General features: G+C 33.4%; 16 protein-coding genes. 4 read left to right on the top strand and 12 right to left on the bottom strand.

Features of this window, described 5'->3' with window-relative positions; genetic code table 11:
* Entirely contained in the window at positions 1 to 480 is a 480-nt protein-coding gene (folK, locus tag EGI24_RS19875; RefSeq protein ID WP_255050363.1) for a 2-amino-4-hydroxy-6-hydroxymethyldihydropteridine diphosphokinase, read from the top strand.
* A 1-nt stretch (position 481) separates the two neighbouring features.
* Here folK and EGI24_RS19870 read toward each other — a convergent pair whose 3' ends face one another.
* The 6 genes from EGI24_RS19870 to EGI24_RS19845 all read right to left on the bottom strand — a co-directional run bounded on the left by EGI24_RS19870 (position 482) and on the right by EGI24_RS19845 (position 5166).
* Complete coding sequence (locus EGI24_RS19870; RefSeq protein WP_255050361.1) at positions 482 to 1273, bottom strand: thymidylate synthase; 792 nt, start codon at positions 1271 to 1273, stop codon at positions 482 to 484.
* Between the two features lie 94 nt (positions 1274 to 1367).
* A complete protein-coding gene (locus EGI24_RS19865; RefSeq protein WP_255050360.1) occupies positions 1368 to 1562 on the bottom strand; it encodes a hypothetical protein in 195 nt (64 codons plus the stop codon).
* Between the two features lie 54 nt (positions 1563 to 1616).
* Complete coding sequence (locus EGI24_RS19860) at positions 1617 to 2039, bottom strand: OsmC family protein (RefSeq protein WP_255050359.1); 423 nt, start codon at positions 2037 to 2039, stop codon at positions 1617 to 1619.
* A gap of 81 nt (positions 2040 to 2120) precedes the next feature.
* Positions 2121 to 2474, bottom strand: coding sequence for a heavy-metal-associated domain-containing protein (locus tag EGI24_RS19855; RefSeq protein WP_255050357.1), 354 nt, complete (start codon positions 2472 to 2474; stop codon positions 2121 to 2123).
* A 38-nt stretch (positions 2475 to 2512) separates the two neighbouring features.
* Positions 2513 to 4702, bottom strand: a complete 2190-nt coding sequence (locus EGI24_RS19850; RefSeq protein ID WP_255050356.1) for a TonB-dependent receptor domain-containing protein — start codon at positions 4700 to 4702, stop codon at positions 2513 to 2515.
* A gap of 59 nt (positions 4703 to 4761) precedes the next feature.
* On the bottom strand, positions 4762 to 5166 hold the full coding sequence (locus tag EGI24_RS19845; RefSeq protein ID WP_255050354.1) for a hypothetical protein: 405 nt from the start codon (positions 5164 to 5166) through the stop codon (positions 4762 to 4764).
* A 174-nt stretch (positions 5167 to 5340) separates the two neighbouring features.
* Here EGI24_RS19845 and EGI24_RS19840 point away from each other — a divergent pair, with 174 nt between their 5' ends.
* Entirely contained in the window at positions 5341 to 7350 is a 2010-nt protein-coding gene (locus EGI24_RS19840; protein ID WP_255050352.1) for an ATP-binding protein, read from the top strand.
* Between the two features lie 64 nt (positions 7351 to 7414).
* Positions 7415 to 7615, top strand: coding sequence for a YhcB family protein (locus EGI24_RS19835; protein WP_255050351.1), 201 nt, complete (start codon positions 7415 to 7417; stop codon positions 7613 to 7615).
* Between the two features lie 117 nt (positions 7616 to 7732).
* Here the strand turns inward: EGI24_RS19835 and EGI24_RS19830 are convergent, their stop codons facing one another.
* The 4 genes from EGI24_RS19830 to EGI24_RS19815 form a co-directional block, all read right to left on the bottom strand.
* Positions 7733 to 9226, bottom strand: a complete 1494-nt coding sequence (locus EGI24_RS19830) for a DUF4384 domain-containing protein (RefSeq protein WP_255050350.1) — start codon at positions 9224 to 9226, stop codon at positions 7733 to 7735.
* Between the two features lie 6 nt (positions 9227 to 9232).
* Positions 9233 to 11932 carry a hypothetical protein gene (locus tag EGI24_RS19825; protein ID WP_255050349.1) on the bottom strand — a complete coding sequence of 900 codons (2700 nt, stop codon included), beginning with the start codon at positions 11930 to 11932 and terminating at the stop codon, positions 9233 to 9235.
* Between the two features lie 88 nt (positions 11933 to 12020).
* Positions 12021 to 13502 (bottom strand): hypothetical protein, encoded by a 1482-nt coding sequence (locus EGI24_RS19820; RefSeq protein ID WP_255050348.1) that lies wholly within the window; start codon positions 13500 to 13502, stop codon positions 12021 to 12023.
* 20 nt (positions 13503 to 13522) lie between these two features.
* On the bottom strand, positions 13523 to 15133 hold the full coding sequence (locus EGI24_RS19815) for a caspase family protein (protein ID WP_255050346.1): 1611 nt from the start codon (positions 15131 to 15133) through the stop codon (positions 13523 to 13525).
* A gap of 380 nt (positions 15134 to 15513) precedes the next feature.
* Here EGI24_RS19815 and EGI24_RS19810 point away from each other — a divergent pair, with 380 nt between their 5' ends.
* Positions 15514 to 16239, top strand: coding sequence for a murein L,D-transpeptidase family protein (locus EGI24_RS19810; RefSeq protein WP_255050344.1), 726 nt, complete (start codon positions 15514 to 15516; stop codon positions 16237 to 16239).
* Positions 16240 to 16243: 4 nt separating this feature from the next.
* On the opposite strand, the gene EGI24_RS19805 is transcribed toward EGI24_RS19810, so the two are convergent.
* Both EGI24_RS19805 and EGI24_RS19800 read right to left on the bottom strand, forming a co-directional pair.
* Entirely contained in the window at positions 16244 to 17179 is a 936-nt protein-coding gene (locus EGI24_RS19805; RefSeq protein ID WP_255050343.1) for a DUF1295 domain-containing protein, read from the bottom strand.
* 254 nt (positions 17180 to 17433) lie between these two features.
* A complete protein-coding gene (locus tag EGI24_RS19800; RefSeq protein WP_255050341.1) occupies positions 17434 to 17898 on the bottom strand; it encodes an Lrp/AsnC family transcriptional regulator in 465 nt (154 codons plus the stop codon).
* Between the last annotated feature and the right edge of the window lie 123 nt (positions 17899 to 18021).

Genomic DNA, 18021 nt, shown 5'->3' with positions numbered 1-18021 from the left:
ATGCACATTTGCTATTTAAGTTTAGGTTCAAACCTTGGTAAAAAACAAGCTAACCTCGAACTTGCCTTACAAGAAATTAAAAAAGATGTTGGCGAAGTTTTAAGAATCTCTAGTATTTATGAAACTGAAGCTTGGGGTATTGTAAGCCAAGACCATTATTTCAATATCGTTGCAGAAGTTTCAACGCCATATTTCCCTTTAGATGTGATAACAAAATTACTAGCAATCGAATCACGACTGGGAAGAATTCGCGATAAAAAATGGGAAAGTCGAATTATTGATATCGATATAATTTTTTATGAAAACTACCTAATTACGACTGATAATTTAACCATTCCTCATCCTTTTCTAGAAAAAAGGAATTTTGTTTTAGAACCTTTGAACGAACTTAACCCAGATTTTATTCATCCGAGATTAAGAAAAAGTATTTGCCAACTTACAGCCAAATGTACAGATGCTTCTTGGATAAAAAAACAATAATTTAAACTGCCACAGGAGCTTTTATTAATGGATATGGATCGTAATTTTCAAGGGTAAAATCTTCATATTTAAAATCAAAAACTGACTTAACATCAGGATTGAGTTTCATAACAGGCAAAGTCTTTGGGGTTCTACTTAATTGTAAATTTACTTGCTCTAAATGATTGGAATAAATATGCGTATCGCCTCCTGTCCATACGAAATCTCCCAAACCAAGTTCACATTCTTGTGCAATCATCATCGTTAACAATGCATAGGAAGCAATGTTGAACGGAACACCCAAAAATACATCGGCTGAACGTTGGTAAAGCTGACAAGATAGTTTATTATCAGCCACATAGAACTGAAAAAAAGCATGACAAGGCATCAAAGCCATCTCTGAAAGTTCACCTACATTCCAAGCTGAAACAATAATTCTTCTTGAATCAGGACTATTTTTCAATTGTTTCAGGACTTCTTTGAGCTGGTCAATCTCTCCATTTTTACTATCCCAAGATCGCCATTGCTTTCCATAAACCGGTCCCAAATCACCACTTTCACTCGCCCATTCATCCCATATTTTTACGCCATTTTCTTTCAGATACTGTATATTGGTTTCGCCTTTGATAAACCATAGTAACTCATGAATCACGGATTTTAAGTGAATTTTCTTTGTCGTTACCAGTGGAAATCCTTCATTGAGATTAAATCTCATTTGGTAGCCAAAAACGCTAATGGTACCCGTACCAGTACGATCTGTTTTCTCTGTTCCGTTTTCTAAAACATGCTTGAGTAGGTCTTGGTATTGCTTCATTGGAGAGTTTTTTCTGAATTCCACACAAAAATAAACAAAAAAAAGGCTTCACCTAAGCGAAGCCCGTTTCTAACAATAAAAATCTAAATGAATATTATTTTTTCATACAAGATTGCTGCTCCTCTTTGGTACAAACCGTTTTACATTCTTGTTTGGCCATTTCAGTGCAACAAGCAGATGACTTCGACTTTTTTAATTTCTTTCTTTCTCTATTCAAAGGTGAATCCAAAGCAAATGACGACATTGAAATCCCTACTAAAACTGCGAATAATGCTATTGACTTTTTCATATTTCCTAGTGTTATTTTGATTGATACTAGGTATATTTCAAACGCCGTGCCAAACTAAGCATTTATTTCAAAAGAATGTGTAATTTCAGAAGAAGAAGCCAATTGTGCTGTAGCAGAGCAATATTTTTCCATTGAAAGAGCAATCGCTTTTTCAACCTTATTTTTATCCAAATTGCCTTTGAAGATAAAATGGATGTTGATTTTGCGGAAAGGAGACATTTCCGTTCCTTCAATTTTCACTCGTTCGCCTTCTATCACCAATTTCAAGTCCTCTAGAGGCTGTCTTTGCTTTTTAAGTATCAGTATAAGATCTATTGAGGTACAACCTCCCAAACCCATCAACAGCAATTCCATAGGCCTTGCACCAGCATTATGGCCGCCTATATTTTCACCTGCATCTATATTTACAGCAATACCTGAAGCTCCAGTGGCTTCGAAGTGAAAAGCTTCATCTACTCTATTTAATTCAACTCTCATATAAATAATTATAATAAAATAAGCCTGATTTAAAAGCCCAAATTTAAAACAGTTTTCAATTAAACCTTAGTTTTCTAGCAATTAATCCAAATGAGCGGCTGCGTCTTTCTGACAACAATCTGGCAGTGCATCGTGTGATTTTTGATTGGCGATTACTTCATCAGCATCATATCCAATCTTTGAAATCGACGCTTTTAATGCCGAAACATTGGTTTTTTTTGGGTTATAAACTATGCTTACTGTTTTATCACTCAAATCAAGATTTACTTTTTGTACACCTTTTGTTTTTCCCATATCACCTTCAATTCTTGCCTTGCACATACCGCATTTGGCAGAAGTCTTAAATTTCACGACTTCTGTTCTAGCTACACTTTGGGCGTTTGAGCCAAAACTAATGGCCAAAATAGTTACCAATACTGTTAAGATTTTTTTCATTTTATTTGTTTGTTTTTAAATTTATTGTTTTTGATCTTTTATAATAATTTATATCTGAATCCTGTATAAACAGTAGCTCCTACCACAGGTCCCCAAGCCATTCCTGCATCAAAATGCGTGCTAAAAGGATGCTGAGCTTTATAAATTGGGTCTTTTTGTTTAAAACCTGTGATATTTTCCCCTCCTAAATAATATTCAAACCTTGGAAAATTTCTTGATATTTGTCCATTAATATTTACATAACTCGGTGCCATCTTGGAAGGCATAGCATAATAGGACAAATGGTCTGCTGATGCTTCCATGTCTGCAATTCTTCGCTTTCCGTTCCATTGGAGCGTTCCGTCAATTTTCCATTTGTCATAAGGAAATGCATACCCAATGTTTAGTAGGATTCTCTCTTTGGGTAAAAACATCTTGTCTAAAACAACTTTTTCTCCTTGTGGCTTACCCATTGTCTGTTTTATTTCTACATATCTATAAGCGAGTTTTATCTCCCAGTTTTTTACTGGACCATAGTTCAACTCAATCAAGGCACTTTGTCCATTTGATTTTCCCTCAGAATTATAGAAATACAAATATTCAGCATGTTCCAAATCTGCAATCATTTGGTTTTCAAAATTTGTAAAATAATATTCACCAGAAATACTAAATTTCTTGATGTTTATCATGTAACTCGATCCAAACGTCCAAGAAACTTCAGGATAAAGTGGCTCTAAAATTCTCACTGCCCTGCTACTTACCAAATTTCCAAAATATTCGGCTAAAGGATTAGGTACTCTAAATCCACGGCCAGCTGATAATCTGAGCGTTTGATTTTGACCAAACTCTTGTTTGAAGTGTATTCTTGGCGAAAACTGGTTGCCATAAAGATTATGAAAATCCTCTCTAAGGCCTATGAGCAAATTTGTTCTATCCAGATGATTGTAAGCATATTCAAAAAAAGCTCCAGGTACCAATTCATTCCTTTGCAACCCAATTGCCCCATAGTTTTCATCATAATTGTCATTCAAAAAACTCAAACCAGCCTTGTAAGTATGGTTGGTGCTTCCAATAATATCTTGATATATCAGGTTGGTATAAATGGTTTTTTGATTGGCTAAATAAGGTTTAAATCCAAAATACGAATCTGAGGCGTGTGTAGACGCATTTACAATTAAGCCTAAGCCTCTATATGGCTTTTCTGGAAACAGAATGGCTGTTTTTGAGAAAAACTCCACTCTTGTGGTATGGTTGGTAAAGCCATAAATCGTTGGCGTGGTTTCTCTGGCCACAAAGTCTGCCTGGCCTCCTAATCTATTCTCTTTCAAATATTTAAGTCCAAACTGGGCCACAAATCTTTCAGAAGTGTACTTCCAGCGGTTAAGAAAATTTACCTGATCATATTTCGGTAAATCTAAAAAACCATCTCCATTATTATCAATTTTAGTTTTCAAAAATGAGCCATGACTGAGTAAACCCACTGCCCATTTTTTGTTAATTTTTTTTGAAAGATTGAAATTAGCCTCTGACCTTCCAAAATTATTGAAATACATATTGAGTAGCATTCTTTCAGAAGCTTCAGGTTTCTTTAATTCCACATTTAAAGCTCCAATCATGTTTTCGTAGCCATTTACCACCGAACCCACTCCTTTTCCAACATCAATAGACTGTACCCAAGTGCCTGGTACATAATTAAAGCCAAAGGTAGAGGCCAATCCCCTTATGTTAGGTATATTTTCGATATTGGTCTGCACATAAGTACCCGAAAGTCCTAAAAGCTGAATTTGTTTTGATCCTGTTACTGCATCTGCATAACTTACACTTACCGAGGCATTGGTTTCAAAGCTCTCCGATAAATTGCAACATGCGGCTTTTGCAAGTGTTTTGGTGGTAATAATTTCAGTATGAATTGGAGAAAGTTTATCGATTAGCGTAGCATTACCTTTAACCACCACGCCCTCCAAATCTTGATTATCTTCTTGTAGTATTTTAGTAAAATAATCAGTATTTGTCAAAAGAATAGAATCTGTTTTGTAGCCTAAGAATTTAAAAATGAGCAGCTTATCTTCTAGAGTTTTATTAATTTTAAAGTTACCCATTTCATTAGTGAAAACTGCTAAATTGGGATTATTTTTCCAAAAAACTATTACACCAGGTAATATTTGCTGATTCTTGTCTGTAACTTTTCCTTCTATAACTTGAGAAAAGCCAGAAACTGAAAACAATAATAAAATAAATAATTTTTTCATGATTTGACTGTCTAATAAAACAATAATTTAACCTTTCCCCAATGGGAATAGATTATATCTCAAATCAGAAATTGGTCGAAGAGAATGAAAAGTCTTTTCTTTGGAGGAGATGAATTTCCTGAAATAAAAACTTTGGAATTTTTCTCTTCAAGAATTATCGAAGAAAAAACAAAACTTGGATGCTGAAAATGTACTTCAAATGGTACGAAAACCGGAGCTAAAAGATGATTTTGCTGAGCGTTATCAACCTTTTGGACTTTAATACTTAATTCACAGCAAGAAGCTCTTTTTAATTCTGGAGATTTACTTTCTTCCGTTATCACATACTTGCCTGAACAAGTTTTGGGTTCAAACGAAAGTGTTTTTTGCTTGGTAATCAAGCAGATGTGTTCGTAATAAGCAAAAGCATGGGAACTAACCATAACGGTAAGCACCATAAATATTGTAAATATTTTCTTTGCCATTTGCTTCATAACAAATCTAAAACGATTTGGCAGAAAAAAAAGTTTAAAAAACAAGGTTAAAATAAATTATCAGGATGGAAAGTAAATTCACGTAAAACAAGAGCACCCTTCTATAATTGATGAATTTAGTCAATTTTTACTTATATTTGTTTAGGATTTCTCCCTAAATACACCATGAAAATAAATATTAAAGTATTTTATTTGATACTATTCTTTGGCTTTTATAAGGCTTTTGGAGAAGTTGGAAATTTGGAAGACAGTTTGAAAATAGTTCTTTCAAAAAAAATGGAAGACACCAGTAAAGTCATTTTACTTGAACAAATATCAAAAAACTTATGGAATTCGGACCTTGAAAATGCTCTGAAATATGCGAATCAAGGCCTAGAATTGGCTGAAAAAATAAACTTTGAAAAAGGAAAAAGTCGATGCCTAAATAGAATTGGGGCTATTCAAAGTAGAATGGGAAACCACCAAAAAGGCTTGGTAATATTATTTGAAGCATTGGCATTGGCCAAGGAGATTAATGATGAGGAGGGATTGGCCAGGGCTAATATTAACCTAGGAATTATTTATGGAGAACAGTTAGACCATAGAAAAGCCATAGAATATTATCAAGAAGCTTTGCGAATATCGAAAAAAATAAACAATCAAAACCTCTATAATTTGGCTTTGATGAACATCGGAGCTGAATATGTACCCCTTAAACTATTTGATTCCGCCCAGGTTTACTTAAAAAAATCTTACGATTTAGGCGTAAAGAACAAAAGTCAAGAAATTGATATTCTCCTTTATAATTTAGGGAATATATATTCAAAAAAAAATAACCACACAGAAGCCTTAAAATATTTCTGGAAAAGTAAGCAATTTTCAGAAAAATCTAATAATCAACGATTTCTTTCGCTGAGCAATTTTATGTTGGCCAAAAGCTACCAAAGCCTCGGTAAAATTGACTCTGCCCTTTATTTTGCTGAAAGGTCAAATTCAATTGCCAAACAAACTTCAAATTTAGAACTCATTTCAGATTCTTACGGACTGCTTTCAGAATTGGTTGAGAATACTAATCTAAAACTATCGCTTGAATATTTTAAAAAAGCTGCAATTGCGAAAGGACAGCTTTACAATTTTGATAAAAATCTGCAAATTCAAAAACTAACTTATCGAGAGAGCATACTGAATAAGGACCTAGAATTTGCAAAAAAAGAATTCAGAAATAAGCAGATAATCGGATTAACGGGTTCCGTATTGGGCATTTTTCTAATAATCTCTGTTGCCTTGTTCTTTGTAAATAAAAATAAAACCAAGGCTCATAAAAAATTAACCGCACAGAAAAAAGAAATCGAAAATCAAAAAGTTGAATTGAATGCTTCACTTGAAAAGCTAAAGCTTACCCAAAAACAATTGGTACTTCAAGAAAAACTTGCTTCTTTGGGCGAGTTAACGGCAGGAATTGCCCATGAAATTCAGAATCCGTTGAATTTTGTAAATAATTTCTCAGAATTGAGTATTGAGCTCCTTGAGGAACTAGAAGTCTTTATAAAACAATCTCATCTTAAAGAACAAGGAAATGTAAACGAACTCCTGAATGAGTTAATCACCAACCAACAAAAGATAAATTCGCACGGCAATCGGGCCAGTAGTATTGTAAAAAACATGCTTGAACACTCAAGAGCAAGCAAATCTGAAACTAGTGAGGTGGATATCAATAAAATAGCAGATGAATACTTGCATTTGTCGTATCATGGAATGAGAGCAAAAGACCATACATTCAATGCCGATTTTGAAGTAAACTTTGAAGACAACTTGCCATTAATCAAAGGTATGAGCGGAGATATCGGCAGGGTATTTTTAAATATTATCAATAACGCATTCTATGCAGTAAACACCAAGAGAAAAGAAAGTAAAGAGCCTGATTATAAACCGAAAGTGAGGGTAATTTCTAAATGGAGACCAAATGAAAAAAATGGGATTGTTGAAGTTCGGATTGAAGACAATGGCAATGGCATACCCAATGAAATAAAAGAAAAAGTATTTCAGCCATTTTTCACTACAAAACCCTCTGGCTATGGAACTGGCTTGGGACTTTCATTGAGCAGGGAGATAATCGTTAACGGCCACAACGGATCTATCGACATAGAAACAGAGCCTGAAAAAGGCACCGTTTTCATTATCCAATTCCCTGTTTAACAGTATATTTAAATCAAATAAAATTACTATCTTTATATATCTTTTTACCTTAATCAAAACTATTATGAAACCATTTTGTAAGTACTTCTCTTTAGCTTTTATTCTTTTAAATAGTAGTTTAGTTTCATTTGCCCAGGGCCCAACTGGAAGAGGCGGAGCTTCGGGTGATGACAACGAATGGCTAATGTTCCTTATTATTGGACTGGTTGTTGGTGCAGTTTTGGGATTTTTAGGAGGAAAATTCATGAATAATTCCAACAAATAGAACTTTTGTTATTTGTGAAAAAGACTTTAAAAATTCAGTTGAAAAACTGAAAAAAGACAAAATCCAAAAAGGAAAAATTACTCTAAATAAAAGACATCCAATTGGGTGTCTTTTGTTCTATATATGATCATAGCTAAAGATTAAAGGCACAATTGTGCCTGACTTATATTTTTTGGTTACATAAAACTTCATTTTCTTAGGGTCTCTACCGTCATAATCTATGAATTCTGAACTAATCAATTCCTTTGCAAAAACCTTCTTGATTTTCTCATCAAAAGATAGATTTTTAAGCTTGTTCAATTCATTTTGATATTGAGTTATTTCAAGTTGATGCTGCGAAAACAAAAAAGCAACCTTCTCTTTTCCCTTCGGTCCACCCAAACTCCAATTGTTCTCTAACGGAAAAATATATTTGTTGTTTTTGGACAACTTATAAAAATCGAAATTTTCAAATTCTTGAGGAAATACCAAATTCACTTCGTCAAAATCTTTGTTTTCATCCAAGATATAGATGTAGAAATCATTTTCCGTTTTTACAAAAAACCTGAAATGAGAATTGTGTTTAATCGGTTCTTTGAAGTTGTAGGCTGTTAAAATATTGCTGGCATCAAGATTATAGTTTTTCAAAACCTCGGCTTCATTTTCTGCACTAAACAAGTCTTCGGCAGAGCCAAAATTATCTGTGAGGTAAGAGACTTCCCCCGAAAACTTAATTTCATCTTTTGCAATCTTTGGCATAATAGCCTGATAAGCCTGCTTGGCCAATCGCTCATAATCACTGTATAATATCCAAAAATACCCATCATCACCCCAGCGGGGACCTCTGCTATTCACTATTTTAAAGGCTCCTTGATTGTTAAACTTCTTATCGTCGTAACCCACAACACACACACCATGACCTTCAATCAAATTTGCATCGTCAGGTTTCCATAGAGCAAATTCTTCGTCTTCAAAACCAAAGAATTCTTTGATTTTATGCCAAATCCATCCTAAGCGGCCAAGCTTTTTCAAGGTTACATTTACTTGTAAACCTACCACTAGAGGAAGATTTTCGGACAATGATTTTTTGGTAGCATTCACTTTGTTGCCATCATCTATTAAACTAAACAATCGTACATAATCTAGTATTTGTGAACTTTGATCGGGTTTAAATTTTGATAGATCAGGATTGCAGTTTGGATATTCGAGTTCTGCATACTTCACAGCTCCTTTGGTTTTTAGAGCCTCCATGGCATCTTCTATGAAAGTGTAGGTTTTACAATCTTTTTTCTCGGTATCTCTCCTTATAAGTGCATAAATATAGGACGGAGAGTATCTTAAAGCATCAATTTTACGGAAACCTCTCTTATTGGTAATGTTTAGTCTGATTGCTTCTAGCATCGTTCTTAAATAATACGTAGACGCAACAGGAATACAAGTATCAAAGTTTTCTTGGTCTATTACTGAGGGAACGTACTTCGACAAGTCTACGAATTTGGGTAGGTTTTTATAAGACGATGCGTGATTCTGCGGTTTCTGGGGCACTTTTGCCGACAAAAGCGAATCACTTTTCCAGCCTTGTCCAAAAGCTTCGAGTGAAATAAAAACGACAAACAAATAAACTATTTTCATATCGCACTAATTTTCAACCACCATCATAGAGGTTATCTTCGAAAAATTCTTGTTTCTTTTAATTGAACCTTGTCGAACGCCAACACTGTCAACTTTAGGGGTACTATTATCCAATTTCTCAAAATAATCTTTGATTGGAATATTAACTGAACCAACTGCATTATTTCCCATTGGTTTCAATGATTTCACTTTCAAAAGAGCTTTCTTTTCGAAATAATCTGTAATTTCTGATTTTAAAGCCTTTTTTCTGGAACGACTATTTGTTTTTACGTATTCTAAGAAAAGTTCGTTCACTTTACTTTCGGTAGGTATTTTTTTAAAATCTGGCAAGAAAAATTCGGAAGTAGAGCTTACTACCTCACATTTGGTTGGAACAGACCTTTTAAAATAATGAATAAATTTATCATCAATAGGTAAAAACAGGCTTGATAAGCTTAATTTTCCGATATCATTCAGAAATTGATTGTTTATGATCTCGTTAAAGTACTTCGTTAAAAAGTCCGTATAATTTCCCAAATATTGATTCTTATTTAAAGGCACTGTGTGTCCATTAGCTATTTCAACGATTCCACACTCAGATAAAAACAACTGCATTATAACGGCCCCTTTGGTTGATGGCTTGATAGTCATGGATTGAGACGGGATGTACCATCTAGGCAAATCACCGAATAGATATTCATTTATCTTTAAATACAAGGGTGAAGAATAGTCATGTATTTGTTTTGTTATATAAAGGCTGTCTATAATTTTGTCATAAAATTGATTTCTTGTTCGTATTCTCACTTCAAATGGAGTGTCTGAAAAGGAATAGTAGGTCATCTTTGGAATGGCATCTATTTGAAATTTATATTGTTCCGTTGAATCCGGAAAACCACTTTCTGGATATTGTTTTATCCTATCTAAAGCAACTTTTAACGGTTCAATTGTCTCCAGAGGCATATTTGAATGGATTAAAGCATCTAATGTTTTTATACTATTCAAATAATAATTCCATTCACTTTTTTTCAATTTCAAAGTATGGGTACTTAGTGAATTATCTATAATACTGTCTAACTTGAGATGAAGTGGGTGTCGAAGTTCAAAAAGCTGATTTTGAACAAAAAGATAATCCGTAAGGTTATCGATGTTGTTCTTTTTTTGAAGGGAAGTCACTATAGCCAAATTGATATTCTTATCAGGAAATCCAATCTTTGGAAACTCATTCAATCTATTTAAAAAGTATTTTAGTCTGATTTTTTGGATAGAATCTTCTAAGCTTTTTATCGGTTGAGTTACGAATAGCTCTAATTTGTCTAAGTCATCATAATATTTAAATACTTCGCTCTGTGTCAAAAACTCAATTGGGTAAATGATTGGGCGATCTGCAAACTCAATGAGACTATCTAAAAGTAAACTTAAGGGGTCATTTTCAACCTTTATACGCTTCTTCAAAAATAAGCTATCTATAACCACCTGATAATCAGATGATTTAAAATCAATAGTTTTGTAATTCACATTGGTTATTTTTGGTAAACCATTAAAAAGATTCTTTCGATTATCAGAAGAATATTTACTCCCATCCGGAAAACCCGAAGATTTATAAGTGTCTAATCTTGCAAAGAGTGCTTTTGTGTGTTCTTCGCTCCTATTAAGTGGCTTATCAAAGTTTATTTTACTCATTTTTAGACTCAAATCATCCATAGTATTAAAGAAATACTTTAATTTTTCAGGATCTTCAAATCGCCAAGAGGATGGTACTAAAACTTTCTTTTCGTACTCAAATAGCTTTCTGATAGCCACATTTATAGGACTTTTGAAATCAAGTACAGCTCGCTGTCTAAACAAAGAATCTACCAGAAGTCTATAATCTTCATAAGAAATTACTTTAGTTCGATAAAAACTTTTCTCCAGATTCATCAGTGAATCTAAATCTACTTTTCTATCAATATTTAAAGTTTCGGGATAAGAAACCTGTAAATAAGCTGAAATTATGTCATTCAACAACGAAATATGTCTTAACTCATCAAAGTCAGCTTTGAGTTTTTTTTTATTGGTCAACAATTGATCAAGTTCTAATAAACATTTCTCCGCATAAATGGAATCTTCGGAAATAATTAAAGGCTTCGAAACTTCGTCTTTGGCATCTTCTGTGATGTAATTATTCGAAAAGTCAGCGTTTGATGCAGCATAAATTGCCTTTTCAAAAACTTCAGGAATAGGTATTGCCTGACTTGTTTTAATGATAGAATGTGGTAATACACCTGGATTAAGCAAAGAAAAGCTCTCGTCACAATCAGCAATTATAAGGGACAGTCGAGCTTTTAATGGAACTAGTTTTTTCCTTATTTGGTCGAAAGACAGCATTTTTTTTGTGTCTTGAAACTCCAAAAGTGGAACTTTTGTATTTTGGTCGTGATAATAACCTCTCCCCAAATAATAAAAAATAACTATGTCGTCAGTCGTCAAAATTTTTAACTTGCTCAAAGTATCCAACACGCCTTTAGCACTGAAACCATAATTATAGGTATGCAGATATTTGGGTTCAAGGTTAAAACCTAATTCGGCAGAAACCAAGCTAAACATGTTTTTGATTTTTTCTTCTTTCGAAAAATTTCTGACTGTGTAAGCATTGTCTTCCACATCAGCGGCAATAATTAAATGCATTTTAGGGCGTTGTGCAAAAGCCGAAATAGTCATCAAAAAAAAGAATACAATTTTAGTTTTCATGCGATAATTCTTTATTCCAAGCCTCTAAAATCCCAGTATTTAATCCAAAAGAAATGTATTTTTAAATCTTACCCAATACTATTTCATATTATGATTCTACGATAAGAATGGTTTTAATTTTACTGAAATTCTTAATTCTTTCTATTCTCTGAACTGGAATTACCAAGTTTGACACATTACTCACATCCAAATACTTCGCTAAATCCAAACTCATCATTTTTCCATTCTTTTCTTGGATAGTAATTTTAGCATTTTCTACAAACAAATCCAAAATTTCATCTTTCAATTTTTTCTTTAATAATAAATCTACTGTGATATAATAGGCTTTAAACTTCGATTCTATCTCTCGACCCGAAAAGATAACTTTTGGTATATAAAATAGCTCTTTTTCTGAGACCATTGGACATTTTTTGTCAGAAATTGTAATTATTGGCTCAGCTTTGGGAGGTTTTAACAGATCTGCGATTTCTAGTTTATTGATAGACTTTGTGTCAGTAAGATTCATCAAATCCGACAAATTCTTATAAAAACTGTTGGTATAATCCATGTGAGGTGAAGAATTGTCCTTTCTGTTAGAAACCACCGTATTTCCACAGTTTGAAAAGAATACTTTCCTGACTATGTAATCGTTAAAACGTTCGGTTGTGGTTGTAGGTCTTTCCTCAGTATCATAAAGTGGAATTCTGATGAGCGTATCGAGGTAGATGTGCAAGGGGTCATGGAAATCTAACAAAGTTTTCTTTTTGTATAAACTGTCTATCACTGAAGAAAAATCACGGTTGGAAATATACTTGAGCGATAAGTCTGGCAAAATGTCAAATTTTCTTTGCAATGATTTTCTATTTTCAGGAAATCCAACCATCGGATATTCAGATAATCGTTTAAGCATCATCAGCAATTTTGAACTAAAAAACGCCTCTGATTGACTTTTAAGGACGATATGGTCCATAAATTTATTTAAACTATCTTTGATTAGTTGATAATTTATAAATTCATTCTCAGAAATTTTGGATAAATGCCTTTTTCTTGATAAAACTTCTAAAGAATCTAATTCATCCGTCTGAATGGTTTCCTTTTCAGGTTTAGTCTCTGTGTTTGTATTACCTAAAAAAGCAGTTCTAGATTTCGGAAAAGGTTCATAACAATCGGCAATTACCATCGCAAGTCTTCCTTTATTTTTTAACAAGGCATCCACCGCTGTGACACTCAAATTTTCTTTTGGATTTCTAAATTGAAGCTCAGTTGTAGCGTTACTTAAGCCATTTTCCCCTCTGCCTAGATAATAAAAAACCAGAATATCGTTTGATCCAATTTTTAGTAAACTGTCTTTTAAATATCTTTTTACAGCATCCGCATTATAGTTTTCCTCAAACCAATATTTGCTTTTTACAGAATAATTAAGCGACTTACTTACTTGATTAAACAGTTGATTCAATTTTTCTATTTTCCCATAGGTAAGTACACCATATTTGGCGTCTTTAACATCGCTGGCTATCAAGAGATGTATTTTGGGCGTCTGTGCGAAGTGGGATGAGGATATCAAAAAACAAAATAATAATAATTTATTCATTGATGATTTATGTAAAATAATCATTTCCTTTTTACAAAAATAAACTCACCGCCTTCATCTCCAGATTCTTGTATTACGCCGTATTGAGGCGTGGTGGGTGAATTGTTGGTTACAGCCAATCTAAACCGTGAAAACAGGTCGTCTGAAGACATATAATCATCTTGATTTTCAAGCAGTTTTTTTACCAAATATTTCAAAAACATACTTTCATCAGGTACGGTTTTCAATGTCCCACTGGTCATGGCCTTCCTACTTGGCAATTCATAAAGCTTATTTATGGCCATTGATGCATCTTGAAAAGCCGCTCGAGTTTTGAAAATACTGCCACTGAAACAAGCATCCGCTATCAGAAGCGTGTGTTTGGAATCGATCGTTCTCATATAATCTTTGATTAAACTATTGGAAAGCCACTGGGCTTTATTTTTTTCTTTGGCATCGACTGGCAGCCAATAACCCAACTTCCTGGCTTCTTCCCAATGACCATGCCCAGCATAAAAAACCAAAAAATTATCCTGAGGTTTAATAATATTGGTAAAGTAATCAAACACCTCAATCATCTGCTCATAAGTGGCGTCTTTGAGAAATTTAACGTTTTCTTTTTCAAAAACATAATGTGTAATCAGTGTTTCATATAGTTTAGCACCATCCTCAATGGGTTTGTCTAATTTTGCAATTTTTGGATCTTGATAATCATTATTGCTAATAATCAAGGCATAATACTTTCCCAATTTATTGATTTCCGGATTTGGCTTAAGCCCATTTTCTTTGGTTGGACTTTCTACGTTTACAATTTCTGAGGTCCTTTCAATCAATGGTTTATCTATTTTTGCTTGCTGATTAGTCTGGTTTGTTGTCGAAACCACAATTTCGTTTCGTTTTTGTGATAATTTCAATAAATTTTCAGAATTATCTTCCTCTTCAAACAAAGCTTTGATTTCTCTTTTATCGAGCAACCTATCATAAATTCTGATTTCGTCAAACAAACCATTGGCATAAACCACTTCGGGCAATTCATCTTTTATCCTTTTAATTTTGCCAAAATAAAGCTCCACATCATCTGTACTAGGATTGCCCATTTTTTGTATGACAGACATTGAACCCAATTCGTTTAAATAGAAGCCCCATTCAATTTCGTCATCATTTTTGTAGGCAAAATTGGCCACGATATGATACCATTTTTTTGTTTTTATCTCAAATTCATAAGACAAAGCCCCAACGCCATCTTTTAACTCAAATCCATTTGGGTTTAGCCAAAGAAAAAAACCGTCTTTCGAAAAATTGTATGACTTCGAGAAAATTGGAAATATGCCAGCATTTCCCCAATCTTCTATGTATACCCAGGCAGAAATACTAATGGCTCTTTTTGTTTTTAAGGAACTTAGCAACTCCACATTTTTTGCCGAAAAATCCACTTTAGAACCAGTTAATTTGACTGCTCCATTATCATTCCCGAACCTATCTTTTGAAAAAATTGGCTCTCCGTTTAGTATCGCATCATTTTTTTGATTGCTAAAATCATTCAGAGAATTACTCAAGACAGGGTAATGTAGCACCAAACCCTTTTTAAGGTCAATACTTTGTCCGAATGTTAGGCTATTTATAAAAATAAGAATAATAAATATTCGTTTCATAGCAAGAGGTTAAATAGATAAAAAGTCCTGAGTTTTTTTTGCAATAACCTTTTTTTGATCAAAGAATATGGCGAAACAAGAATACAATTCCTGAATTAATGCTTATCAATTTAGCATCAATATGGATAGCAATGGCTAACAACGAAATCTTTAATGGAATAAATAGCGAAAGAAAGGCTTGGCGAAAGGAGATGATGAACATTTTTAATTCTTTCCATGGGGTAGCATTAAGGTTATAAGACATTTAAAATTAAGTAATTAAAAACAGAAAGCAAATATTTTGAGGTATTTATCTAAAAAATGAAGGTAAACTGAATTTTCATTTTCCTTAAATTTGTTTTTATTGTACTTTTCGTAAAAAAGAAATTTGATCTTTGTGTATGAGAATCCTAATCTTTTTAATCTTGAACTTTGGTGCCATCACTGTGTTTTCACAATCATTTAAACAAAAACAACTCAATTTTGAGCGAGTAAAAGATGCCTTTGAGAACAAATGGCCGGAATTGGAGCATTTGATAAAAAGTAAAGGTTTTAATGCTAAAAATTTCAGGATATTTATCCGAGTTTTTAAGGAAGAACAAAAAACAGAAATTTGGATAAGCAAAAATACCAGATCAAAATTTGAATTACTGAAAACTTATCAAATAGCACGCTCATCTGGTATTCTCGGTCCAAAACGTGCAGAAGGCGATTTCCAAGTACCCGAAGGATTTTATTATATCGATAGATTTAACCCATTAAGTAGCTATTATCTTTCCTTGGGCATCAATTACCCAAACGAATCAGACAAAATCTTAGGAAAAGAAAAGCCTGGGAGCGATATTTTTATTCATGGATCGGATGTTACAGTAGGATGTGTACCATTAACCGATGACAAAATCAAGGAAGTTTATGCTTTGGCAGTTCAAGCACGAAATTGTGGACAAGAGAAAATTGAAGTACATATTTTCCCATTTGAGATGTCAGAAAAAAATCTAGAGGCAAGAAAATATGACAATAATTATATATTTTGGAAGAGTATTCAACCTGGATTTTTACATTTTGAAAATGAAAAGGATTTGCCGGAAGTTGAAATTTATGAAAATGGGAAATATCACTTCAAATAAGATTTTATCTCCAAATTTTCGGCAAAAACCTTGGCACTCTTTTTATGTAATCTTTATAAGCAGGATACTTTTCAGCTGATATTTTCTCACTAAAATCTGCACTTCCTTGGAAAAGTAAAAGTAAAAGTATGATACCCATTACTGACCAGTTGAGCCAGCGACCATCTGCGGATACACTAAACAAATAAAAAACTAGCCAGATAGATTGCTCAGCAAAATAATTTGGGTGACGCATTTTACTCCAAAGTCCTTTATCCACGAAACCTTTAGCATAATCGCCTTCCAGCGGTTCTTTTGCAGCTTTTTTGGCATATTTTACAGTTTGGTAATTCCATTGTTGTTGGTCAGCAACTGTTTCAAAAATCACAAAAAACAGAAACAATCCAGTTAGAATCACGTCAAAAAGTCCTATCGGGTTTTCACCTTGCCATGCTACCATACTTGGTAATGTAAATAGCAAAATCAAAGCCATTTGGTACACACAAATAAAAAGGAGATGGAATAACTTCCATGCAATTTTACTTTTAAAAACAGGATTTTGCCTCAAAACTTCCCAGCGGTAATCCTCTTCTCCTTCCCAAAATTTCCATGAATACCCACCTCTTCTATTAAAATTGTAAGTTAGTCTAGCTGCCCAAATTGTAGCCAAAATAGCCATTAAAACATTTCTGGAATTGAAATCAGAGGCATAAGCCACAATCCAAACATAAATAGCAGGCAAAATGCTCCAAAGTTTATCTACTTGGCTATTGTTTTTAGTGATTTCACCCACAATAAAAACGAAAATAGACAAACCAAGCATTAGCTTAACCAAAAAATGTAAGGTGTTGGTTTGAAAAACCGACAAAGGGTGTTGGGTATCAAAATAAAATGTAAAAATAGGAACTACGACCAAAGCTAAAATCAAAAGCGAGGAAATCAAAATCAGGTTAAACTTCATGGTCAGGTTTTAAATTCTGAAACAATAATAATAAATTTTAACTTGAAATAGAACTCTGGTGACATGGATATTAAAATATCACTGATTTAAGCTCATTTGCTGTTTGAAATATTTAAAATTAGCGATTGTATAGACAATAGTTTCAAACATTTAATGATTCGAGCATTCAATCAAAAAAAAAATGAACAATTCGTGCATTCGTGTAAAAAAATATCCAGCATTGAGATATTCGTTCATTCAATCCTTCAAATTATTTACTCAGGCTCAAAAGCAGTCTCATTCTTTATCTCTCCCATTACAAAAATACTTTGTGTAGAACCGATATTTTCTAAAGAAGCCAATTTGTTCATGATAAACGACTGATATTCACGCATATCGCTCACTACAACTTTTATCAAAAAATCATAATCGCCCGAAATATTCAGACACTCTACTACCTCTGACATGCCAACAATGGCTTTTACGAACTTCGCACCTGCCTCTTGAGCGTGTTCTTTCAAACGTATATTGCACAGCACCATCAAATCGCGACCTACCTTCTCTCGATCAACCAATGCAACGTATTTTTTTATAACACCTTGATCTTCAAGCCTCCTAATTCGTTCATAAACCGGTGTAGGAGAGAGATTCAATCTACTTGCCAATTCTTTGGTGGTCAGCTTGGCATCTTGTTGTAAATACCTCAAAATGTCTTTGTCGGTTTCGTCTAGTTTTATCATAATCAGAGATTTGAAAGGCAAATTTAGATAAAGTATTCACAAAAAATAGCATTTATAGATAATTTATCTATATTTATACAATATCACTTATTTTTTTATCTTTTATTTATTAATTTTGAACAA

This window comes from Lacihabitans sp. CS3-21 (assembly GCF_024343675.1).
Classification (GTDB): Bacteria; Bacteroidota; Bacteroidia; order Cytophagales; family Spirosomataceae; genus Leadbetterella.
Note: the sequence above shows the minus strand (reverse complement) of the source record. Positions and strands in the feature narration are given on the sequence as shown.